The sequence below is a fragment of the Streptomyces sp. 1114.5 genome, assembly GCF_003635085.1.
Lineage (GTDB): Bacteria > Actinomycetota > Actinomycetes > Streptomycetales > Streptomycetaceae > Kitasatospora.
This window is the reverse complement of sequence record NZ_RBXE01000001.1, coordinates 293,778-314,126: the sequence shown is the minus strand read 5'-3', so window position 1 is coordinate 314,126 and position 20,349 is coordinate 293,778. Positions and strand designations below refer to the sequence as shown.

General features: G+C 73.5%; 14 protein-coding genes. 8 read left to right on the top strand and 6 right to left on the bottom strand.

Annotated elements, in window-relative coordinates; translation table 11 throughout:
* Positions 1–354 precede the first annotated feature (354 nt).
* The 4 genes from BX285_RS01295 to BX285_RS01280 all read left to right on the top strand — a co-directional run bounded on the left by BX285_RS01295 (position 355) and on the right by BX285_RS01280 (position 5,555).
* Entirely contained in the window at positions 355–1,125 is a 771-nt protein-coding gene (locus BX285_RS01295) for a rhomboid-like protein (RefSeq protein WP_147465094.1), read from the top strand.
* 170 nt (positions 1,126–1,295) lie between these two features.
* Positions 1,296–3,689 (top strand): endopeptidase La, encoded by a 2,394-nt coding sequence (gene lon / locus BX285_RS01290; protein ID WP_097236269.1) that lies wholly within the window; start codon positions 1,296–1,298, stop codon positions 3,687–3,689.
* A 67-nt stretch (positions 3,690–3,756) separates the two neighbouring features.
* Entirely contained in the window at positions 3,757–4,323 is a 567-nt protein-coding gene (locus tag BX285_RS01285; protein WP_097236268.1) for a GtrA family protein, read from the top strand.
* Between the two features lie 17 nt (positions 4,324–4,340).
* Positions 4,341–5,555: an ROK family transcriptional regulator gene (locus BX285_RS01280; protein ID WP_097236267.1), complete on the top strand. Its 1,215-nt coding sequence runs from the start codon at positions 4,341–4,343 to the stop codon at positions 5,553–5,555.
* 75 nt (positions 5,556–5,630) lie between these two features.
* Here BX285_RS01280 and BX285_RS01275 read toward each other — a convergent pair whose 3' ends face one another.
* Positions 5,631–6,692 (bottom strand): ABC transporter permease, encoded by a 1,062-nt coding sequence (locus tag BX285_RS01275; protein ID WP_257032417.1) that lies wholly within the window; start codon positions 6,690–6,692, stop codon positions 5,631–5,633.
* Between the two features lie 126 nt (positions 6,693–6,818).
* On the opposite strand from BX285_RS01275, the gene BX285_RS01270 reads away from it, so the two are divergent.
* Complete coding sequence (locus BX285_RS01270; protein WP_259470400.1) at positions 6,819–7,268, top strand: MarR family winged helix-turn-helix transcriptional regulator; 450 nt, start codon at positions 6,819–6,821, stop codon at positions 7,266–7,268.
* A gap of 177 nt (positions 7,269–7,445) precedes the next feature.
* A complete protein-coding gene (locus tag BX285_RS01265; protein WP_107474893.1) occupies positions 7,446–9,002 on the top strand; it encodes an MDR family MFS transporter in 1,557 nt (518 codons plus the stop codon).
* Positions 9,003–9,117: 115 nt separating this feature from the next.
* Here BX285_RS01265 and BX285_RS01260 read toward each other — a convergent pair whose 3' ends face one another.
* The gene (locus tag BX285_RS01260; RefSeq protein ID WP_097236265.1) at positions 9,118–9,366 is read right to left on the bottom strand and encodes a hypothetical protein; all 249 of its coding nucleotides are present in this window, start codon (positions 9,364–9,366) and stop codon (positions 9,118–9,120) included.
* Between the two features lie 26 nt (positions 9,367–9,392).
* Positions 9,393–10,574, bottom strand: a complete 1,182-nt coding sequence (locus BX285_RS01255) for an inorganic phosphate transporter (protein ID WP_097236264.1) — start codon at positions 10,572–10,574, stop codon at positions 9,393–9,395.
* Between the two features lie 333 nt (positions 10,575–10,907).
* Here BX285_RS01255 and BX285_RS01250 point away from each other — a divergent pair, with 333 nt between their 5' ends.
* Entirely contained in the window at positions 10,908–12,470 is a 1,563-nt protein-coding gene (locus BX285_RS01250) for an NlpC/P60 family protein (RefSeq protein ID WP_121174244.1), read from the top strand.
* A gap of 81 nt (positions 12,471–12,551) precedes the next feature.
* On the opposite strand, the gene BX285_RS01245 is transcribed toward BX285_RS01250, so the two are convergent.
* Positions 12,552–14,831: an FdhF/YdeP family oxidoreductase gene (locus BX285_RS01245; protein WP_097236262.1), complete on the bottom strand. Its 2,280-nt coding sequence runs from the start codon at positions 14,829–14,831 to the stop codon at positions 12,552–12,554.
* Between the two features lie 258 nt (positions 14,832–15,089).
* On the opposite strand from BX285_RS01245, the gene BX285_RS39080 reads away from it, so the two are divergent.
* Positions 15,090–16,946 (top strand): serine/threonine-protein kinase, encoded by a 1,857-nt coding sequence (locus BX285_RS39080; protein ID WP_183106972.1) that lies wholly within the window; start codon positions 15,090–15,092, stop codon positions 16,944–16,946.
* Between the two features lie 87 nt (positions 16,947–17,033).
* On the opposite strand, the gene BX285_RS01235 is transcribed toward BX285_RS39080, so the two are convergent.
* Both BX285_RS01235 and BX285_RS01230 read right to left on the bottom strand, forming a co-directional pair.
* Positions 17,034–18,965 carry an FAD/NAD(P)-binding domain-containing protein gene (locus tag BX285_RS01235; RefSeq protein WP_121174242.1) on the bottom strand — a complete coding sequence of 644 codons (1,932 nt, stop codon included), beginning with the start codon at positions 18,963–18,965 and terminating at the stop codon, positions 17,034–17,036.
* Positions 18,962–19,975 carry an amino acid ABC transporter permease gene (locus tag BX285_RS01230; RefSeq protein WP_121174241.1) on the bottom strand — a complete coding sequence of 338 codons (1,014 nt, stop codon included), beginning with the start codon at positions 19,973–19,975 and terminating at the stop codon, positions 18,962–18,964. Before BX285_RS01230 ends, BX285_RS01235 begins: the two co-directional genes overlap by 4 nt.
* Positions 19,976–20,349 lie beyond the last annotated feature (374 nt).

The following is a 20,349-nucleotide window of genomic DNA, read 5'->3' as shown; positions in this document are numbered from 1 at the left end:
TCCGGCCCGTGGGCCGGCTGTTCGGGCCGCCCTCGGACCCACTGCACGAGTGGGCACGGGCCGATACCTTACCCGGCGATTTTTCACTGCGTAACGGTACGTATGCAGCCGAGTTGACGCCAAGTCCCCGGTCAGAGGCCCTACTGACGCGTCAATCGAAAGAAGGTCTGGACCAATACCAGGAATCCGGGAGTCCGTTACGGCGACGGTCTTCACCGGGTTTTCCCAGGTGCCTCCCAGAACCTCGACGTACCGTGGCCACGACAACACCCGTCCGGGCGGAATCCGCGGCGCGCGCCGGTGCGTTGGACACCGGGCGGGAGCCGGTGGCCACGGACGTCGGGCGGAGGCGGCATGGCGGTAGTGCGGACCGGGCCCGGCGGGAACGCGCCCACGGGAGCGCCGTACGGAATGCTCCGGCTCGGGCTGCGCGCCGGCGTCGCGCCATGGGTGCTGGACCGCGTTCCGACGCCCCGACGCACCCCCTTCACCCTCGGGTACCTCGCCGTCGTCGGCGCCACCACGACCTTCGCCCGGCTCGCCGATCCGGACCTCGTCCAGCGGCTGCAGGAAGCCTCCAGCTCGGACGGGCACAACCTGCTGCAGCACCCGCTGCGGGCCCTGGTGCTGAGCGGTTTCTGGGTGGCCGGCGAGGTCTGGATGCCCTACCTGTGGGGATTCGCCTTCACCCTCGCCCCGCTGGAGCGCAGGGTCGGATCCGCCCGGGCGGCCGCCGTCTTCGGGATCGGGCACGTCGCGGCGACGCTGCTCTCCCAGGGCGTGGTGATCACCGCGGTCGGGGCCGGGCGGATGGCGCCCGAGGTGCTGGACCACCTGGACATCGGGGTCAGCTACGGCGTGCTCGCCTGCCTGGGCGCGGTGGCCGGACTGCTCTCCTGGCGCGGACGGCTGCTGGCCCTGGGCGGCGCCGGACTGATGATCGCCGAGCAGATCGCCTCCGACCGGGACGTGGTCACCGCGGTGGGGCACCCGGCGGCGGTGCTCGCCGGAGTGGCGCTCTGGCGCTGGCTGCGCCGGGCCGAGCGGCGCCCGCCCCGGCCGCGGGCCGAAGTGGCGCACGGCGTTCCCTTTGCGGACGTTCCCGACATCCTGAGGATTTCTTGAGAACTTCCCGGGGTTCTCCCGGGACGCCCCCGTGGGTGCTTTTGACGGCCGCCTCCGCCGGGCCTCCCCGGCCGGATCGTGTTCGCTCGCAGCGAACAAGCGGCGGGGAACATCCGGCGCCCGCCAAGCCTTAGTCAGGTCGACTCAAGTTCACTGACTGGGGAGAGATCATGGCATCGACGTCCACACCGCTCACCCTGCCCGTCCTGCCGCTCGACGACGAGGTCGTGCTGCCGGGCATGGTCGTTCCGCTGGACCTGAAGGACACCGAGGTGCGCGCCGCCGTCGAGGCCGCCCGCTCCGCGGCCGGCGGCCCCGGCAAGCCGCAGGTCCTGCTGGTCCCGCGGGTGGACGGCTCGTACGCGGCGGTCGGCACGCTGGCCACCGTGGAGCAGGTCGGACGGCTGGCCGATGGCGATCCGGCGGCGCTGGTGCGCGCCGTGCGCCGGGTCCGCATCGGGGTCGGCACCACCGGCCCCGGCGCCGCCCTCTGGGTGGAGACCACGCCGTTCAAGGAATCCTCGGTCGGCATGCCGGTGGCCGGCCGGGCCGCCGAGCTGGTCAAGGAGTACAAGGCGCTGTCCACCCAGTGGCTGCGCAAGCGCGGCGCCTGGCAGATCGTCGACCGGGTGGCGCAGATCGAGGGCGTCGGCGAGCTCGCCGACAACATCGGCTACGCGCCCTTCGCCACCGCCGAGCAGAAGCTCAAGGTGCTGCTGGAGGCCGACCAGGTCGCCCGCCTGGAGTACGCGCTGACCCTGCTGCGCGACCACCTCGCCGAGGAGGAGGTCAACGACACCATCCGCAAGGACGTCGAGGAGGGCGTGGCCAAGCAGCAGAAGGAGTTCCTGCTCCGCCGCCAGCTGGAGGCCGTCCGCAAGGAACTGGCCGAGCTGAACGGCGACCCGGCCGACGAGGAGGGCGACTACCGCGCCCGGGTCGAGTCCGCCGACCTGCCCGAGAAGGTCCGCGAGGCCGCGCTCAAGGAGGTCGACAAGCTGGAGCGCAGCTCCGACCAGTCCCCCGAGGGCTCCTGGATCCGCACCTGGCTGGACACCGTCCTGGAGCTGCCCTGGAACGAGCGCAGCGAGGACGCGTACGACATCGCCGGCGCCCGCGCGGTGCTGGACGCCGACCACGCCGGCCTGGCCGACGTGAAGGACCGCATCGTCGAGTACCTCGCGGTGCGCAAGCGCCGGGCCGACCAGGGGCTCGGGCTGGTCGGCGGGCGCCGGGGCGGCGCGGTGCTGGCCCTGGTCGGCCCGCCCGGCGTCGGCAAGACCTCGCTCGGCGAGTCGGTGGCCCGCGCCATGGGTCGCAGCTTCGTCCGGGTCGCGCTCGGCGGCGTCCGGGACGAGGCCGAGATCCGCGGCCACCGGCGCACCTACGTCGGCGCGCAGCCCGGCCGGCTGGTGCGGGCGATCAAGGAGGCCGGCTCGATGAACCCGGTCGTCCTGCTCGACGAGATCGACAAGGTCGGCTCCGACTACCGGGGAGACCCGGCCGCCGCCCTGCTGGAGGTGCTGGACCCGGCGCAGAACCACACCTTCCGGGACCACTACCTGGAGGTCGAGCTCGACCTCTCCGACGTCGTCTTCCTCGCCACCGCCAACGTGCTGGAGGCCATCCCCGAGCCGCTGCTCGACCGAATGGAGCTGGTCAGGCTCGACGGCTACACCGAGGACGAGAAGGTCGTCATCGCCCGCGACCACCTGCTCCCGCGCCAGCTGGAGAAGGCCGGCCTCGGCGGCGAGCAGGTCAGCGTGGACGAGGAGGCGCTGCGCAGGCTCGCGGGGGAGTACACCCGGGAGGCGGGCGTACGGAACCTGGAGCGCTCGATCGCCCGGGTGCTGCGCAAGATCGCCGCACAGGCCGAGCTGGGCGAGCGCGAGCTGCCCGCCGCGGTCGGCGCGGCGGACCTGCGCGCCCTGATCGGCCGGCCGCACCACGTGCCGGAGTCCGCCCAGGAGCCGGCCGAGCGCCGCACCGCCGTCCCCGGCGTGGCCACCGGCCTCGCGGTGACAGGCGCCGGCGGCGACGTCCTCTACATCGAGGCCTCGCTGGCCGACGCCGAGACCGGCGGCACCGGGCTGACCCTCACCGGCCAGCTGGGTGACGTGATGAAGGAGTCCGCGCACATCGCGCTCTCCTACCTGCGTTCGCGCGGTGCCGAGCTGGAGCTGCCGGTCACCTCGCTGCGCGACCGCGGCGTGCACCTGCACGTCCCGGCCGGGGCCGTCCCCAAGGACGGCCCGAGCGCCGGCATCACCATGACCACGGCGCTGGCCTCGCTGCTCTCCGGCCGCAAGGTGCGCACCGACGTGGCGATGACCGGCGAGGTGTCGCTGACCGGGCGGGTGCTGCCGATCGGCGGGGTGAAGCAGAAGCTGCTCGCCGCCGACCGGGCCGGGGTCACCACGGTGATCATCCCCAAGCGCAACGAGGCCGACCTGGACGACGTCCCGGCCGAGGTGCTGGAGCGGCTCACCGTCCACCCGGTGGCGGACGTGCGGGAGGTGCTGACGCTGGCCCTGGAGCCGGCCGAGGTGCTGGTCGCCGCCTGACCGGGAGCCGGTCCGGCCGGGACCCGTCCGAGGGGCCGACGGCATCTCCGCGTGCCAGACTGCGGAGATGCCGTCCCCCACGCAGCGCGCGCTGGCCCGGGTGCCGGACCGGCTGCGCCCCTTCCTGCTGCGGCACCGCCGACTGGTGAAGTTCCTGCTGGTCGGCGGCACCTGCTTCGCGCTCACCATGGTGATCAACCTCCAACTCAAGTTCACCGTGCTGCAGCACAAGCCGGTGGTCGCACTGACCGTCGCCACGGTGATCGCCACCGTCGTCTCGTACGTGCTGAACCGCCGCTGGGCCTTCCGGGCCGGCGGCCGGCAGCGCGAGGCCCTGCTGTTCTTCGTGGTCAGCGCGGTGGCGGTCGGGGTCAACGTCGTACCGCTGGTGATCTCCCGGTACGTCCTGGACCTGCGCGAGCCGTACATCAGCTCCTTCGCCCAGGAAGCCGCGGACTTCCTCAGCGGCATGGTCGTCGGCACCTTCGTCGCGATGCTGTTCCGTTTCTGGGCGATGCAGCGGTGGGTCTTCACCCGGCTCGCCGAGCCCGCGTCCACCCGGCCCGCCCTGGTCGCGACGGCGCCCCCGGAACCCGGTTACGCTGCACCCGAGATGCCACGGGACGTGCCGTAAGGGGCGAGGTGAGCCTGATGCGCGAGCCGGACGCCGTCCGGACCGGGCCTGCCAGCCAGCAGGGGATGCGCCGGGCCAATCTGGCCCTGGTGCTCGGGGTGATCGCGAGCGGCCCGCGCTCGCGCGCCGAGGTGGCCGCCGAGACCGGGCTGACCAGGGCCGCGGTCTCCTCCCTCGCCGAACAGCTGATCGCCGGCGGCCTGCTGGTCGAGGAGGGCCCCGCCGCACCCAGCGGCAAGGTCGGCCGCCCCGGTACCGCGCTCGGCCTCAACCCGCTCGGGCCCGGCGGCCTCGGCGCCGAGATCGGCGTCCGGCACCTGGGCGCCTGCGTGGTCGACCTGCGCGGCGAGGTCCGCGCCTGGCGGCGCGAGGAGAGCGCCAACCACGGCCGGGAGCCCGCCGCCGTCATGGCCGACCTCGCCCGGCTGCTGCGCTCGGCCGTCGCCGAAGCCGGCCTGCGCCCGGCCGGGCTGGCCCTGGCCGTCCCCGGACTGGTCGGTTCCTCCGGCGCGGTGCTGCAGCGGGCCGCCAACCTGGGCTGGCGGGACGTCCCGCTGGCCGCCGAAATGCGTGCGGCGCTGCGGCCGGCCGCGGACGGCCTGGCCGAGCTGCCGGTCGAGGCCGACAACGAGGCCAACCTGGGCGGCCTGGCCGAACGCTGGCTGGGCGACGGCGCCGAGGACTTCCTGTACGTCTCCGCCGAGGCCGGGGTCGGCGCGGCGATCGTGGTCGGCGGCCGGCTGCTGCGCGGGGCGCGCGGTTACGCGGGCGAGTTCGGCCACGTGCCGGTCCACCCCGACGGGCCGCGCTGCGCCTGCGGGGCGCACGGCTGCCTGGAGCAGTACGCGGGCGAGGCGGCCGTGTTGCGGGCGGCCGGACTGACCGGTGCCCGGGGCGACTGGGTGGCACTGCTCGCCGACCGCGCCGCGGCCGGCGACGAACCGGCCCGCGCGGCCCTGGCCGGGGCCGGCACCGCCCTCGGCATCGCGGCGAGCGGCGCGGTCAACCTGCTGGACCCGGCCGAGGTGGTGCTGGGCGGCGGCTTCGCCCGGCTGGCGCCCTGGCTGCTGCCCGCCATGCGGGCCGAGCTGGCCGCCCGGGTGACCGTCCGGCCGTGGGCCGACGACCGGCTGACCGTCTCCCGGCTGGGCCGCCGCGGCCCGCTGCTGGGTGCGGCGGTGGGCGTCGTGCGCGCCGTGGTCGCCGACCCGGGCTCGATCGCGGGCGGCTGAGCTGTCCGACGTCTTGTACGGCCCGGAACGCACCGAGCCCCCGGCCGGTGGGGCCGGGAGCTCAGGTGGTCGGGCTCAGGACCTGTCAGACACGCCCTGAGCCTCGACGGCGGCGGGCTCGCGCTGCTCGGCGCGGGGGCCGCGCAGGACGGCGAGGAAGGCGATGCCGATGCCGACCAGCGCCCAGATCACCAGGACCAGGATCGGCATCCCCAGGTTGGTCGAGCCGAAGTAGGCGATCGACTTGCTCGCGCTGGTGCCGGCGCCGTTCGGGATGACCGAGCCGATGGCCCGCCAGAACGGCGGCATCATCGGCGCCGGGTAGACCCCGCCCGCGCTGGGGTTGCCCAGGACGACGAAGACCAGCACCGCGAGGCCGATGCCGATGATCCCGAACAGACACTGCAGCGCCATGGTGAAGGCGCCGACCGAGAAGACCACCAGCGCGCCGAGGGCGGACTGGCCGAGGACCGAGCCGGGCAGCGCGTCCAGTACCGGCCCGGCGATGACCGCGCCGCCGATGCCGGCCACGACCGAATAGAGCGCCAGGGCGCCCAGCCGGATCAGCAGGCGGTGGGCGTTGGCCGGCTTGGAGCCGGCGCTGATGCCGAGGATCGAGGCGACCAGGTAGCCGCCGACGCACCAGCCGATCACCAGGTAGAAGGCGGAGAGGCCGTTGGTGTCGCCCTTGGCGAGCGGCACGACGTCCTCGACCTTGACCGTACGGCCCTGGTTCTTGTCGATCGCGGTGGTGATCGTCTCGGCGGCCTTGGCGGCGGATGGGCCGCGGGCGCCGCCGACCAGCAGGGTGTCCTCGGTGCCGGACGGGTTCACGACCCAGGCGGCGTAGATCTTCTGGTCCTTGATCTGCGCGGTCGCGGTCTCGGCGTCCGGCGCGGTGACGGCCCTGACGGCGTCGTTCGGGACCGCCTCCAGCGCCCCGACCAGCTTGGGCGCGACCTGCGGCGGGGCGACCACCGCGATGGAGAGGTTGTGCGGGGCGGGCTTGTGCAGCGCCCCGACGTAGGAGGTGATGAAGCCGAGTTGGAGCAGCAGCACTCCGATCACGAGCAGTGCCGCGCGCGGGGTGACCGCGCTCTTCAGTTCGGCGATGAAACCCTGCCCAGGCGCTGCCATCCACATCTCCTTGCGTATGGGGGGAAACCGGATCATCAGGAGCCGATACTTCATACCATGAAGTAGTTGGCTTGTCGCACCCTCCGCACCGCGGGCGGGCCGGTGCCGCTGCGCGATACTGGCGCGGTGAGTGACGAGGAAGCCCTGGTGGCGGTGGAGCGCGAGGTCGCGCTGATGTTCCGGCGGGGCCGGGCCAGAGTGGCGGAACTCTCACGCCGGGTGCACCCCGGCCTGGAGGGCATGGCGTACAGCATGCTCGGCTACATCGAGCAGGCCGGGCGGGTCCGGGTGACGGACGTCGGCGTGCACTTCGCGGTGGGCAAGGCGACGGTGAGCCGGCAGATCCGGGCGCTGGAGGAGCTGGGCCTGGTCGCCCGGGAGACGGACCCGCTGGACCGGCGGGCCGCGCTGGTCTCGCTGACCGAGGAGGGGCGGCGGCGCTACCTGGCCGCCCGGGACGTCCGGATGGGGCGGGTGCGGGAGATGATCGGCGGCTGGGCGGCGGAGGACGTGGTCCGCTTCGGGGAACTGCTGCGCCGCTTCAACGACGTCCTGGGGGAGGCGCCGGCCGAGTGAGCCGGGCGGCCTCGGCGGTGAGCAGGGCGTCTTCGGTGCGGTGACCGGGTCCGCGGTGCGGGCCCTTTACTTGTCCTTGAGGGAAGTTGCGTTATTCAACCATCCCGTCTTATGGTTGCTTAAGGCAACGAAATTTCATGATGCGCGTATCCCGCACGCCGGCGCCGAAGGACCCAGATGACCGTGACCACAGAGACTGCGAGCGGCACCTCCGCCGCCGCCGACGACACCCGGCAGATGACCCACCGGCAGGTGATGGAGGCGCTCTCCGGCCTGCTGCTCGGCCTGTTCGTGGCCGTGCTCTCCTCGACCGTCGTCTCCAACGCCCTACCGCACATCCTGGCCGACCTGCACGGCGGCCAGTCCGCCTACACCTGGGTGATCACCGCGGCCCTGCTCACCCTGACCGCCTCCACCCCGATCTGGGGCAAGCTCTCCGACCTCGCCAGCAAGAAGCTGCTGCTGCAGATAGCCCTGCTGATCTACATCGCCACCTCCGCACTGGCCGGCCTCTCGCAGAACACCGGTGAGCTCATCGCCTGCCGCGCGCTCCAGGGCGTCGGCGCCGGCGGTGTCGTCGCGCTCGGCCAGATCTGCCTGGCCGCGATGGTCCCGCCGCGCGAGCGCGGCCGGTACAGCGGCTACTTCGGCGCGGTCTTCGCGCTCGCCACCATCGGCGGCCCGCTGATCGGCGGCGTCATCGTGGACACCTCCTGGCTGGGCTGGCGCTGGTGCTTCTACGTCGGCATCCCGTTCGCGCTGGCCGCGATCGTCGTGGTGCAGCGCACCCTCAAGCTGCCGGTGGTCAAGCGCAAGGCGAAGATCGACTACCTGGGCGCGCTGGTCATCACCGCCGCGGTCAGCCTGCTGATGATCTGGATCACGCTGGCCGGCAAGAACTACGCCTGGCTGTCCTGGCAGACCACGGCCATGGTCGGCGGCGGCCTGCTGCTGGGTGCGCTGGCCGTCGTGGTCGAGCGCCGCGCCGCCGAGCCGATCATCCCGCCGGACCTCTTCAGGTACCGCACCGTCACCCTGGCCGCCATCGCCAGCGTGCTGGTCGGCGTCGGGATGTACGGCGCGACCACCTTCCTCAGTCAGTACTTCCAGCTGGCCCGCGCCAAGTCCCCGACCATGGCCGGCCTGATGACCCTGCCGATGATCCTCGGCCTGGCCGTCTCCTCCGCGGTGGCCGGCCGGCTGATCACCAAGTACGGCAAGTGGAAGGCCTACCTGGTCGCCGGCACCGCGCTGCTCGCGGTCGGCTTCGGCCTGCTCGGCACCGCCCGGGCCGACACCGACTACGTGCTGCTCTCCGTCTACATGGCGATCACCGGCGTCGGCCTCGGCCTGACCAGCCAGAACCTGGTGCTCGCGGTGCAGAACACGGTGCCCCGGCACGAGCTCGGCGCGGCCAGCTCGGTGGTCACCTTCTTCCGCACGATGGGCGGCGCGATGGGCGTCTCCGCGCTCGGCGCACTGATGACCAACAAGGTCGGCCACTACCTGGCGGAGAACCTGACCGCCGCGCACATTCCCGCCGGACACGCGGCGGCCGGCGGCGGCATCCCGGACCTGCACAAGCTGCCCGCCCCGATCGTGCCGCTGGTGACGGACGCCTTCGGCCACGGCGTGGGCACCGTCTTCCTCTGGGCCGCCCCGTTCGCGGCGCTGGCCTTCGTCACCGTGCTGTTCATCCGGGAGACCGCGCTGAAGACCACCCAGGAGAACTGACCGCCGGGACGTCGCGACCGGCGACGGGATACGCGAACGGGCCGGGGAGTGTGCAGACACTCCCCGGCCCGTTGCGTCGTATGCGGGCGGTGCGGGCGGCAGAGCCGGACAGGCCCTACTTGCCGGCGATCAGCGACAGGCCGTAGACGACGGCCGCGGCGCAGAGCGCGAAGCAGGTGTACGCGCCGGCCAGGGCCAGCTTCCCGCCGGCCGAGGGCTGGGCGCCCTCGCCCTCACGGGCGGTCAGCGCGGCCTCGCGGCGGGACAGCGCCAGGATGCCGAGTGCGAAGACGGCGACCACGGCGACGGTGACGCCGAAGCTGACACCGGCGGTCTGGGCCAGGGCGTTCCACTTGATGTGCATGGTGAGTGCTCCTCAGTCGGCGGCGCTCAGGCCGCGACCGTGGTCGAGGCGGGGGTGGGGGCGTTCACGGCGGCGGCCGGAGCGACCTCGACCGGGGTGACGTCGTGGATGTCGTTGACGTTGTCCGCACCGACCGGCTGGCGGCGGGACATCAGCCACATCGCGCCGGAGCCGGCGACCAGCACGGCACCGACCAGGACGATGCCCCAGGTGCCCTGCTCGGCCAGCAGGGCCGCACCGCCGGAGACCAGGGCGGCGGCCGGCAGGGTCAGGCCCCAGGTGTAGACCATGCGGCGGACCAGGCTCCAGCGCAGCTCGCCCTTCGGGCCGCCGAGGCCGGCGCCCATGATGCCGCCGGAACAGACCTGGGTGGTGGAGAGGCCGAAGCCCATGTGCGAGGAGGTCAGGATGACGGTCGCGGCGGCCGACTCGGAGGCGAAGCCCTGGCGCGGACCGATGTCCGCCAGGCCCTTGCCCATCGAGCGGATGATCCGCCAACCGCCCATGTAGGTGCCGAGCGCGATCGCGCCGCCCGCGGAGACGATGACCCAGGTGGGGGGCAGCGCGCCGTGCGGCAGGGCGCCGACCGAGACCAGGGTCAGGGTGATGATGCCCATCGTCTTCTGGGCGTCGTTGGTGCCGTGCGCCAGCGAGATCAGCGAGGAGGAGAAGATCTGGCCGGTCTTGAAGCCCTTCTCGGTGCTCGCCTCGCGGCCCTTGCGGGTGATCGCGTAGGCCAGCTTGGTGGCGCCCCAGGAGGCCAGGCCGGCCACGAGCGGGGAGGCGACCGCCGGGATGATGATCTTGGTGACCACGGTGTCGAAGTTGACGCCGTTCATGCCGACACCGACGATCGTGGCGCCGATCAGGCCGCCGTACAGGGCGTGCGAGGAGCTGGACGGCAGGCCGCGCAGCCAGGTCAGCAGGTTCCAGAGGATCGCGCCCGCCAGGGCGGCGAAGATGATCTCGGGATGGACTCCGGCCTTCTCGTTGACGATGCCGCCGGAGATGGTGGTGGCGACCTTCACGGAGAGGAACGCGCCCGCGAAGTTGAGGACGGCCGCGATGGTGACCGCGACCTTCGGACGAAGGGCCCCGGTCGCGATCGCGGTGGCGGCCGCGTTGGCGGTGTCGTGGAACCCGTTGGTGAAGTCGAAGGCGAGCGCCGTGATGATCACAACGGCTACCAGGAACGAGATGTGTTCCATACCCAAACAATCGTCGTAGTTGTCGCACGGACGTTGGTGTCGTTCGCGACCGTAGGTCTGCTTGGTAAACGGAAGGTGAACTGAGCCGGGAATCGTGGTTCCGATGGTTGACTGGCGGTGACCATGAGCTTTCCTCAGGGTGACCTTGATCGCGCTGAGCTGGGCATTGGCGAAGAACGCCCCGCTTCGGCCCGGTTTGCTGAGACCTGTCTCACAGATCAATCGAGAATTAACCTCCCGGTCCGCACGCGCTCTGTTTCCGCCGAGTAACCCGTGGGAGGATCTGCGGGATCCGGGAGACCGGGACAGGGCACGGGCGGGGAGGACCAACCCATGGGCGGGGCTGCACAGCGAGCGGAGACGGCAGGCGTACGCCCCTGGGTACGGGCGGCCCTGCGCTGCGGAGCCGTCCTGGCGGCCGCCGCACTCGCCCTGCCGGCCGCGGCCCAGGCCGCCTGGGCGGCACCCGACCCGGGCACCGGCACGGCCGTCGCCGGCTCGGACCCGCTCGCCGCCGCCAAGGCCACCCTCGGCCCGCTCCTCGACCAGCTGCACGCGCTCTACCAGGGCGCCGAGGCCGCCACCGAGCAGTACAACGGGACGGTGGCCAAGGTCGCCGAGCAGCAGACCGCGCTCACCGACCTGCAGGGCCGGCTGGAACGCCAGCAGAAGCAGGTCGACGCCGGCACCGACATCGCCTCGCAGCTCGCCGCCGCCCAGTACCGCAACGGCGCCGCCTCCGCCTACGCCGAGCTGCTGCTCTCCAAGGACCCGTACGAGGCGGTCACCATCGCCGAACTGCTCGCCGCGGCCAGCCGCTCGCAGTCGGAGTTCCTGGACAAGCTGAAGGCCGACCGGGACGCGCTCGACGGGCTGAAGAAGCAGACCGAGGAAGTGCTGAAGACCACCCAGACCCTGGTCGCCCAGCAGGACGCGGCCAAGGCCAAGGCCGCCGCCGACCTCGCTTCCGTCGAACAGATGGTGGCCTCGCTGACCGGCGCCCAGCGCACCGAACTGGAGCAGCTGGAGAAGGCCAAGGCCGACGAGGCCCAGCTCGCCTTCCTCGCCTCCGGTGCGCTGGGCAAGGGCGAGCGCACCCCCTCGCTGCAGGGGCGCGCGGCGGTCGCCTTCGCGCTGGCCCAGCTGGGCAAGCCGTACCTGTGGGGCGGCATCGGGCCGGACTCCTACGACTGCTCCGGCCTCACCTCGCAGGCCTGGCTGCACGCCGGGAAGCCGATCCCGCGCACCAGTCAGGAGCAGTGGGCGCAGCTGCCGCACGTCCCGCTGAACCAGCTGCGGCCCGGCGACCTGGTCATCTACTTCCAGGACGCCTCGCACGTCGGGATGTACATCGGCGGCGGGCTGATCGTGCAGGCGCCGCGTCCCGGGGCGTTCATCAAGGTGTCGCCGATCGGCTCGATGGCGATCCTCGGCGCCGTCCGGCCCGACCCGTCCGGCACGGCCGACGACGCGGGCGGCGCCTGGAAGGTGCCCGACCTGCCGTCCGGCTGGGACACCGTCACGCCGATCGCCCCGAGCCCGGCCGGCCAGGTGCCGGCCCCGCCGGCCGCCGGCACCCCGGCGACGCCGACGCCCGACCCGGGCACGCCGACCGGCACGCCCAGCACGCCCGGCGGCACCGGCACCCCGACCGACCCGGGCACGCCGACGGGCACTCCCTCGGGCACCGGCACGCCGACGCAGACGCCGACGCAGACCCCGACCGGCACGCCCACCGGGACCCCGACCGGCACGCCGACCGGCACCCCTGCCGGGACTCCGACCGGCACCGGTACCGGGAGCCCGGCCGGCACCCCGAGCGGGACCCGCTCGACCGGCGCCACGGCCCCGGGCAGCGCCACCGCGACGCTGCCGCTGGGTTCGCTGCTGCACTGACGCCTCTGGCGCGGTACGCGACGAAGGCCGCCCGACGTCCTCGGACGTGGGGCGGCCTTCGTGCGTTCCGAGCCGGGGTGCCTACTCGCCGCTGTCGGGGGCGAAGCGGATGACGACCGCCTTGGAGGTGGGCGTGTTGCTGATGTCGGCGGTGGAGTCCAGCGGGACCAGGACGTTGGTCTCGGGGTAGTAGGCCGCCGCCCCGCCGCGGGCCACCGGGTAGTGGACGACCCGGAAGTGCGGGGCGCGGCGTTCGACGCCGTCCTTCCACTCGCCGACCAGGTCCACGTACTGGCCCTCGGCCAGGCCCAGTTCGGCGGCGTCGGCCGGGTTGACCAGGACGACGCGTCGGCCGCCCTTGATGCCGCGGTAGCGGTCGTCGAGGCCGTAGATGGTGGTGTTGTACTGGTCGTGGGAGCGCAGCGTCTGCAGCAGGAGGCGGCCCGGCGGGACCTCGGGGGCGGTCAGCGGGTTGACGGTGAAGTTCGCCTTGCCGGTCGCGGTGGGGAAGGTGCGCGAGTCGCGGGGGCCGTGCGGGAGGGTGAAGCCGCCGGGGCGGCGGACCTTCTCGTTGAAGTCGGCGAAGCCCGGGACGACCCGGGAGATCCGGTCGCGCAGGGTGTCGTAGTCGGTGGCGAAGTCCTCCCACGGGATGGTGTCCCGGGGGCCGAGGACGGCGCGGGCGAGGCGGCAGACGATCGCGGTCTCGGAGAGCAGGCCGGGCGCGGGCGGGCGCAGGCCGCCGCGGGAGGCGTGGACCTGGCCCATCGAGTCCTCGACGCTGACGAACTGGGCGCCGGCGCCGGTGACGTCCCGGTCGGTGCGGCCGAGGGTGGGCAGGATCAGGGCGCGGGCACCGGTGACCACGTGCGAGCGGTTGAGCTTGGTGGAGACGTGCACGGTCAGCCGGCAGCGCCGCATCGCGGCCTCGGTGACCTCGGTGTCCGGGGTGGCCGCGACGAAGTTGCCGCCCATCGCGAAGAACACCCTGACCTTGCCGTCGCGCATCGCGCGGATGGTGTCCACCGAGTCCAGGCCGTGCTCGCGCGGCGGCTCGAAGCCGAACTCGTTCTCCAGCGCGTCGAGGAAGGCCTTGGCGGGGCGCTCGAAGATGCCCATCGTCCGGTCGCCCTGGACGTTGCTGTGTCCGCGAACCGGGCAGACCCCGGCGCCCGGGCGGCCGACGTTGCCGCGCAGCAGCAGGAAGTTGACCACCTCGCGGATGGTCGGGACGGCGTGCTTGTGCTGGGTGAGGCCCATCGCCCAGCACACGATGATCTTCTTCGAGGCCAGCACCAGCCGGCCGAGCTCCTCGATCTGCTCCCAGGGCAGGCCGGTCGCGGCGAGCACCTCGTCCCGCTCGGTCTTGCGGGCCTGCGCCTCGAACTCCTCGAAGCCGTGACAGTGTGCGGCGACGAAGTCGTGGTCGACGCCGTCCTGCTCCAGGACGATCCGGTTGAGCGCACGGAACAGCGCGAGGTCGCCACCCAGGCGGATCTGCAGGAACAGGTCGGTCAGCTTGGTGCCGTGGCCGACGAGGCCGCGGGCGTTCTGCGGGTTCTTGAACCGCTCCAGGCCCGCCTCCGGCAGCGGGTTGACGCTGACGATGGTGGCGCCGGCCCGCTTGGCGCGCTCCAGGGCGGAGAGCATCCGGGGGTGGTTGGTGCCCGGGTTCTGGCCGGCCACGATGATCAGGTCGGCCTGGTAGAGGTCCTTGAGGCTGACACTGCCCTTGCCGACGCCCAGCGTCTCGGTGAGGGCCGAGCCGGAGGACTCGTGGCACATGTTGGAGCAGTCCGGCAGGTTGTTGGTGCCGAGCCGGCGGGCGAACAGCTGGTAGGCGAAGGCGGCCTCGTTGCTGGTGCGGCCCGAGGTGTAGAAGGCGGCGGCGTCCGGGGTGTCCAGGGCGCGCAGCTCCTCGGCGATCAGCGCGAAGGCGTCGTCCCAGGAGACCGGGGCGTAGTGGGTGGCGCCCTCGTCGAGGAGCATCGGCTGGGTGAGCCGGCCCTGCTGGCCGAGCCAGTAGCCCGAGCGCTCGGCCAGCTCGGCGACCGGGTGGGCGGCGAAGAACTCGGCGCGGATCCGGCGCTCGGTGGCCTCCTCGGCGACGGCCTTGGCGCCGTTCTCGCAGAACTCGGCGGTGTGCGTCTTGTCCGGCTCCGGCCAGGCGCAGCCCGGGCAGTCGAAGCCGTTCGGCTGGTTGACCTTGAGCAGGGTGGCGAGGGTACGGCGGGGGCCCATCTGCTCGGCGGCCATCCGCAGGCTGTGGCCGACGGCGGGCAGCCCGGCGGCAGCGTGCTGGGGCGCGGACACCTCGGGGGCGTCCTGCGCCGGATCGCTCTGCGGGGCCTGCTTGGCCATGACTGCGCTCCTCGGGCTCTGCCTTTGCGGGCTGCCCGCACCGTCGCGGGGCCCGGTGCCCATCCTTCCACCTGGCCGCAGGCGGGGGGAGGGGCGGAGGGGGCCGCTGCGCGGGGGCGGTGAGAGGTGACGAGAGGAGCGCGGGGCGGGGAGGGGCGGAGGGGGCCGCTGTGCGGGGGCGGCGGGGCGGCAGGCGGGGGGAGGGGGAGGTGGGGTCGTCGGTAGAGTCTGGGCGTTCATCAGGGGAGGGGAGGGCGCGTGCGAGTCGGTGACGTCCTGGACGGCCGGTACGAGCTGGTGGAGAAGCTCGGCCAGGGCGGCTTCGGAGTGGTGTGGCGGGCCCAGGACACCCGGATGCGCCGGCCGGTGGCGGTCAAGGTCATCGGGCACCACGGCGGCGACCAGGCGAAGGCGGCCCTGCGGTTCGTCCGGGAGGCCTGCGCGGCCGGCAACCTGTCGCACCCGCACATCGTCACCGTGCACGACCTCGGCCAGTGCGAGGTGGCCGACCGCGAGGTCACCTTCCTGGTGATGGAACTGCTCACCGGACGCACCCTGACCGAGGTGCTGCGCGAGGGGCTGCCCGGGCCCGCGCTCAGCCTGCGCTGGGGGCGGCAGATCAGCGGCGCGCTGGCCGCCGCGCACGACGCGGGCATGGTGCACCGGGACATCAAGCCGGACAACGTGATGATCACCGACGCCGGGCACCTGAAGGTGCTGGACTTCGGCATCGCCCAGCTGGACACCGGCGTGGGCGGGCTGACCACCACCGGCACGATCGTCGGCAGCCCGGCGTACATGGCGCCCGAGCGGTGGACCGGCGGCCGGGTGGACGGCCGGGCGGACCTCTACGCGCTCGGCTGCGTGCTGGTCGAACTCTTCACCGGGGCACGGCCGTTCGGCGGGGACTCGACCCCGGTGCTGATGTACCAGCACCTCAACGAGCCGCCCCCGGCGCTGGATCCGGCGCAGTTCGGGCTGCCGCCGCAGGTGGCCGGGCTGGTGGCGGAGCTGCTGGCGAAGGACCCGGCGAACCGGCCGGTGGACGCCCGTACGGTCGAGCGCCGGCTCGGGGAGCTGGCGGGGTGGCCCGCGGGCGGGGCGGGGGTCGTGGCGGCGCCGACGGTGGTGGAGCAGGCCGCGCCGGTGGTACCGCCGGTGCCGCCCGCTCCGCCGACCGTTCCGCCCGTCGCTCCGCCCGCTCCGCCGACCGCTCCGCCGACCGTTCCGCCCGCTCTGCCGGCTGCCCCGCCGGCCGCCGCGGCGGTGTTGTCGCCGCTGACCACGCCGCCGGTGGTCGCCACGGCGCCCGCCGACGCCGGCCGGGCCGCGCTGCGCGAGCGCCGCTCGGCCGCCTACCGGGCGGCGACCGCGGGCGAGTCGGCGATCCGGCTCCAGGCGATCGCCCAGGAGTGCGTCACCGTGCTCGGCGCCACCGACCGGGACACCCTGTGCACCTGGCGGGACTTCACGTGGTACCTCAGCCGGGCCGGGGACCTGGACGGCGCGATCCGGCTGCTGTCCACCGTGGTGGAGGACATGCGCTCGGCGCTCGGCCCGGCGGACGAGGACACCCTCGGCGCCCGGTACCACCTGGTGTGGTGCATCGGCGAGAGCGGTTCGGCGGTCACCGCGATCCGGCTGATGACCGAGCTGCTGCCCGATCTGCACGCCGCCTGGGGCCCGTACGACGCCCGCGTCCTGAAGGCCCGGCACGACCTCGCCCTGCACCACGCCAACCGGGGCGACCTGCAGGGCGCCGTGGTCCAGCTGCACGGGCTGCTGCCGGACCTCGCCCGGGCGCTCGGGGACCGCCACCCCAGCACCGTCCAGGCCTGGCAGGACCTGACCGGCTACCAGCAGCAGCTCGCGCAGGCCGGCCGCAAGGGGTCGGGCGGCGCGCGCCGGGGCCGCTCGCCGCGGATGAACCCGATCCAGGCGCTGGTGCTGGTCCGGCGGCTGCGGGTCTGGGACTTCGCCAACGAGCAGGAGGCGCGGGCCTGCATGGACGCGCTGGACCGGGGGGTCGGCCTCAAGGGCGTCGCGGACCTCGTGTTCGAGGCGCCGGACCACGTCTCGGACGAGGACCTGGTGGCGGAGATCTTCGGCCCGTAGCCGTAGCCGTAGCCGTAGCCGTACCCGTGGCCGTGGCCGTAGCCGTGGCCGCAGCCCTGAACGCAGCCCTGAACGCGGCCACCACGCTCACGCCGCCAGCGCCGGTGCCGTCGGCAGCGCGGCCAGCGCCCGCAGCAGGGCCCGGGCGACCGCGTCGTTCTGCCGGAAGACCGGGGCGTTGGTGCGCGGGCGGGCGAAGGCGGCGGCCGTGCGCACGCTGGTGTGCGGGCCGAGCGCGGTGCGCCGCGGGTGCGGGGTGCCGCCGAGCGCCGGGTCCAGCAGCCGGCCGTCGGCCGGGGCGGTGGTGACCAGGCCGGAGCGGTGGGTGTAGTCCGGGTCGTCCACGACCTCCTCCACGATCCGCCCGGTGCGGTGCAGTTCGCGCAGGACGGGGTCGAGGGTGCGGGCCAGCGCGTGCTTGGGCAGGTACGCCTCGACCAGCGCCGTCGCGGTGACGGTGTGGCCGGGCACGGTGGTGCCGGAGGCACGCCAGGTGCCGGTAGCCTCGTCCCGGTCGACCCGGACCCCGGCGCCGAGGAAGCGCACCACCCCGGCCTCGGAGAGCGCCAGCAGCTGGCGCAGCCGGAAGCCGGGCGGGCCGGAGGCGAGGAAGCTGAAGTAGCCGAAGAACCACTGGTCCAGCTCCTCGGCGGTCGAGCGGGCGGTGAGCCGGCCGCTCGCCGCCACCCGGGGGAGCTGGCCGAACAGTGAGAGCAGGGCGAGGAAGGCGCCGAGGTCGGCGCTGTGCGCGGGGTCGGCGCGGCGGTCGGCGTCGGCGGTGACGTAGGCGCGCAGGTGGGCCTGGAGCTCCTCGGCGGAGTCGAGTTCGAGGCCGGCCAGCGGGTGGTCGAGGCGTTCGAAGTCGATCCGGTCGGCCGGGTCGGGGACGGCTTCGGCGACCAGGGCGGCCAGTTCGGGGCTGTACCAGTCGTGTCGGTCGTAGCGGGCCAGGAACGCGGGCCAGGGCAGGGTGGTGCGCCCCGGGTGGGCGTGGAACAGCTCGTGGTAGTGCCCGTAGGCGATCTCCTTGGCCATCAACGGCCAGAAGTCGCGGCGCAGTTGCAGTGGTCCTTCGGTGGCGAGCACGGCGTCCACGGCGGCGGCGTCGAAGTACCGGGGGAGCGGGGGTGGCGGCCCCTGGAGCCGGTAGCCGGTCTTGGAGTGGTACGGGACGCCGCGCCGGGAGCCGAGGTGGAGCACGGGCTCCCGGCCGGAGGGGTGGTAACGCAGGGCGTCGCCCGCGCCGGCGGGTTCGAAGCGGCCGCCGCGGCCCTCGGTGAGCAGGGCGACCAGGTCGACCGAGGCGAGGCCCAGGCCGCGCAGCACCACGTGCTCGCCGGGGGCGATGCGCGCCAGTTCGGCGGCCACGTCGGCGGAGTAGGCGGGCGGGAGGTGGAAGCGGCCGTGCCGGGCGGCGAAGTCGGCGTCGGCGGCGTGCCGGGGGTGCGGGGCGGAGTCGAGGTGGCCGAGGGCGAGGGTGACGTGGTCGGCGGTGAGGGTCCGGTTGCCGAGGTGGACGGTCTGCGGGCCGTCGGCGGGGCCGTCGATCCGCCGGACGGTGTCCCGGTGGACGGTGACCTCGACATGGGGCGGCAGGTCGGCGACGGCGCGGCGGAACACCCAGTCCAGGTAGGCGTTCTGGGCCCGGCGGGTGGGGAAGTCGGTGGGAGCGAGGGTGCGCAGTTCGGCCCGGACGGCCGGGTCGGCGACCTCCCGGTAGGGCGCGAACTCCTCCTGCCGGACGGCCCATTCGGCGAGCGAGGGGCCGGGGCGGACCGGCCCGTCGAGGGTGGAGCGCTCGTCGGTGAACATGGTGACGTCCTCGGCCATCGAGTTCATCCGCAGCAGCGGGGGCTGGTCGTGGCGCCAGATCCGGCCCGCGCCCGGCGGGTACGGGTCGACCAGGTGGATCGCCAAGGGGCGTTCGGCGGGCAGGAGTTCGGCGGCGTTGGCGGCGATCCGCTCCAGCAGTCCGGTCGCGCGGGGGCCGGCGCCGACGATCACGAGGGTCGTCGTCATGCTCCCACCACCCGGCGGTAGGCCGCGCGGGCGCGTTGCAGCGGGGTGGGCGGCAGGCCGTCGCGGGTGGCGCCCTTGGCGAAGTGCCGTTCCACGTAGTACTGGCCGATGGACAGCAGGGTGGTGACCACCAGGTACCAGAGGGTGGCGACCATCAGCATCGGGATCACCCGGTACGACTGCAGGTAGACCAGCTGCACCGAGTAGAGCAGGTCGGAGACGGCCAGCACGCTGACGATGCTGGTGCCCTTGAGTGCGCCGATCAGCATGTTCCCGGCGCTCGGCACGATGGCGCGCATCGCCTGCGGCACGATGATCCGGCGCAGCACCCGCCACCGCCCGATCCCGAGCGCGGCCGCCGCCTCCAGCTGGCCGCGGTCCACGGACAGGATGCCGCCGCGGATCACCTCGGCGGCGTACGCGGTCTCCAGCAGGGTGAGGCCGATGACGGCGGTCAGCGTGGGGCCGATCAGGTTGACCGTCCGGACCGTGACGAACTCGGGGCCGAAGGGGATGCCGAGGCCGAGTGTCGGGTAGAGCGCGCCGATGTTGAAGAAGAACAGCAGCTGCACCAGCGGCGGGGTGGAGCGGAAGATCCAGATGTAGCCCCAACTGAGCGTGCGCAGAACGGGGTTGGTGGACAGCCGCATGGTGGCGAGGACGGTGCCGAGCAGGAAGCCGAGCGCGAGGGTGACGGCCGTCAGCCACAGGGTCAGGGTGAGGCCGTTCAGCACGGACCGGGCGGTGAACCAGTCGGCGACCACGTTCCACTGGAAGGCCCGGTTGCGGATCAGCGAGTTGACCGCCATCGCCGCCAGCAGCAGCGCGGCGGCGGCGGCGATCCACTGGCCGGGCTTGCGGCGGGCGACGATCCGGGCCTCGGGGCCGGGCGGCGGGGCGGAGCGGTCGAGGGCGGAGGGGTCGGCAGCGGAGGGATCGGGAGCGGAGGGATCGGGGGCGGACGGGTCGGGAGTGGAGGGGGAGGGCAGGACGTCCTGCGGGGTGGCCATGGCGGAGGCTCCTGGCGGAAGTGCGGACGGGAGTGCGGCGGGCGGGTACGGCGGTGGTCACGTACGAGGGGGCCGGGCCGCGTCCCTCAACGCGTCCGGCACGGTTGCACTGCACTCCGCGGCGATCGTACGCATGCACGATCAATGGCTGTCAAGGGTGGCCCGAGGGGCGGAAGCGTTCGTTCGACGGCTGTCGGAAAAGTGACAGGAGATCGCAACAGTGCGGCAATGAGGGGTGGTTGACGGACGGCTCGGGCGGCTGCTCAACTTGAGGCCATGTACGCCGAGCAGCCCCTGGTCACCCGCGACCACATCGACTTCGGTCGGGTGTGGTCCGCGGCGTGTCGCGGCTGACCCGACAGCGGCCGTCCGTC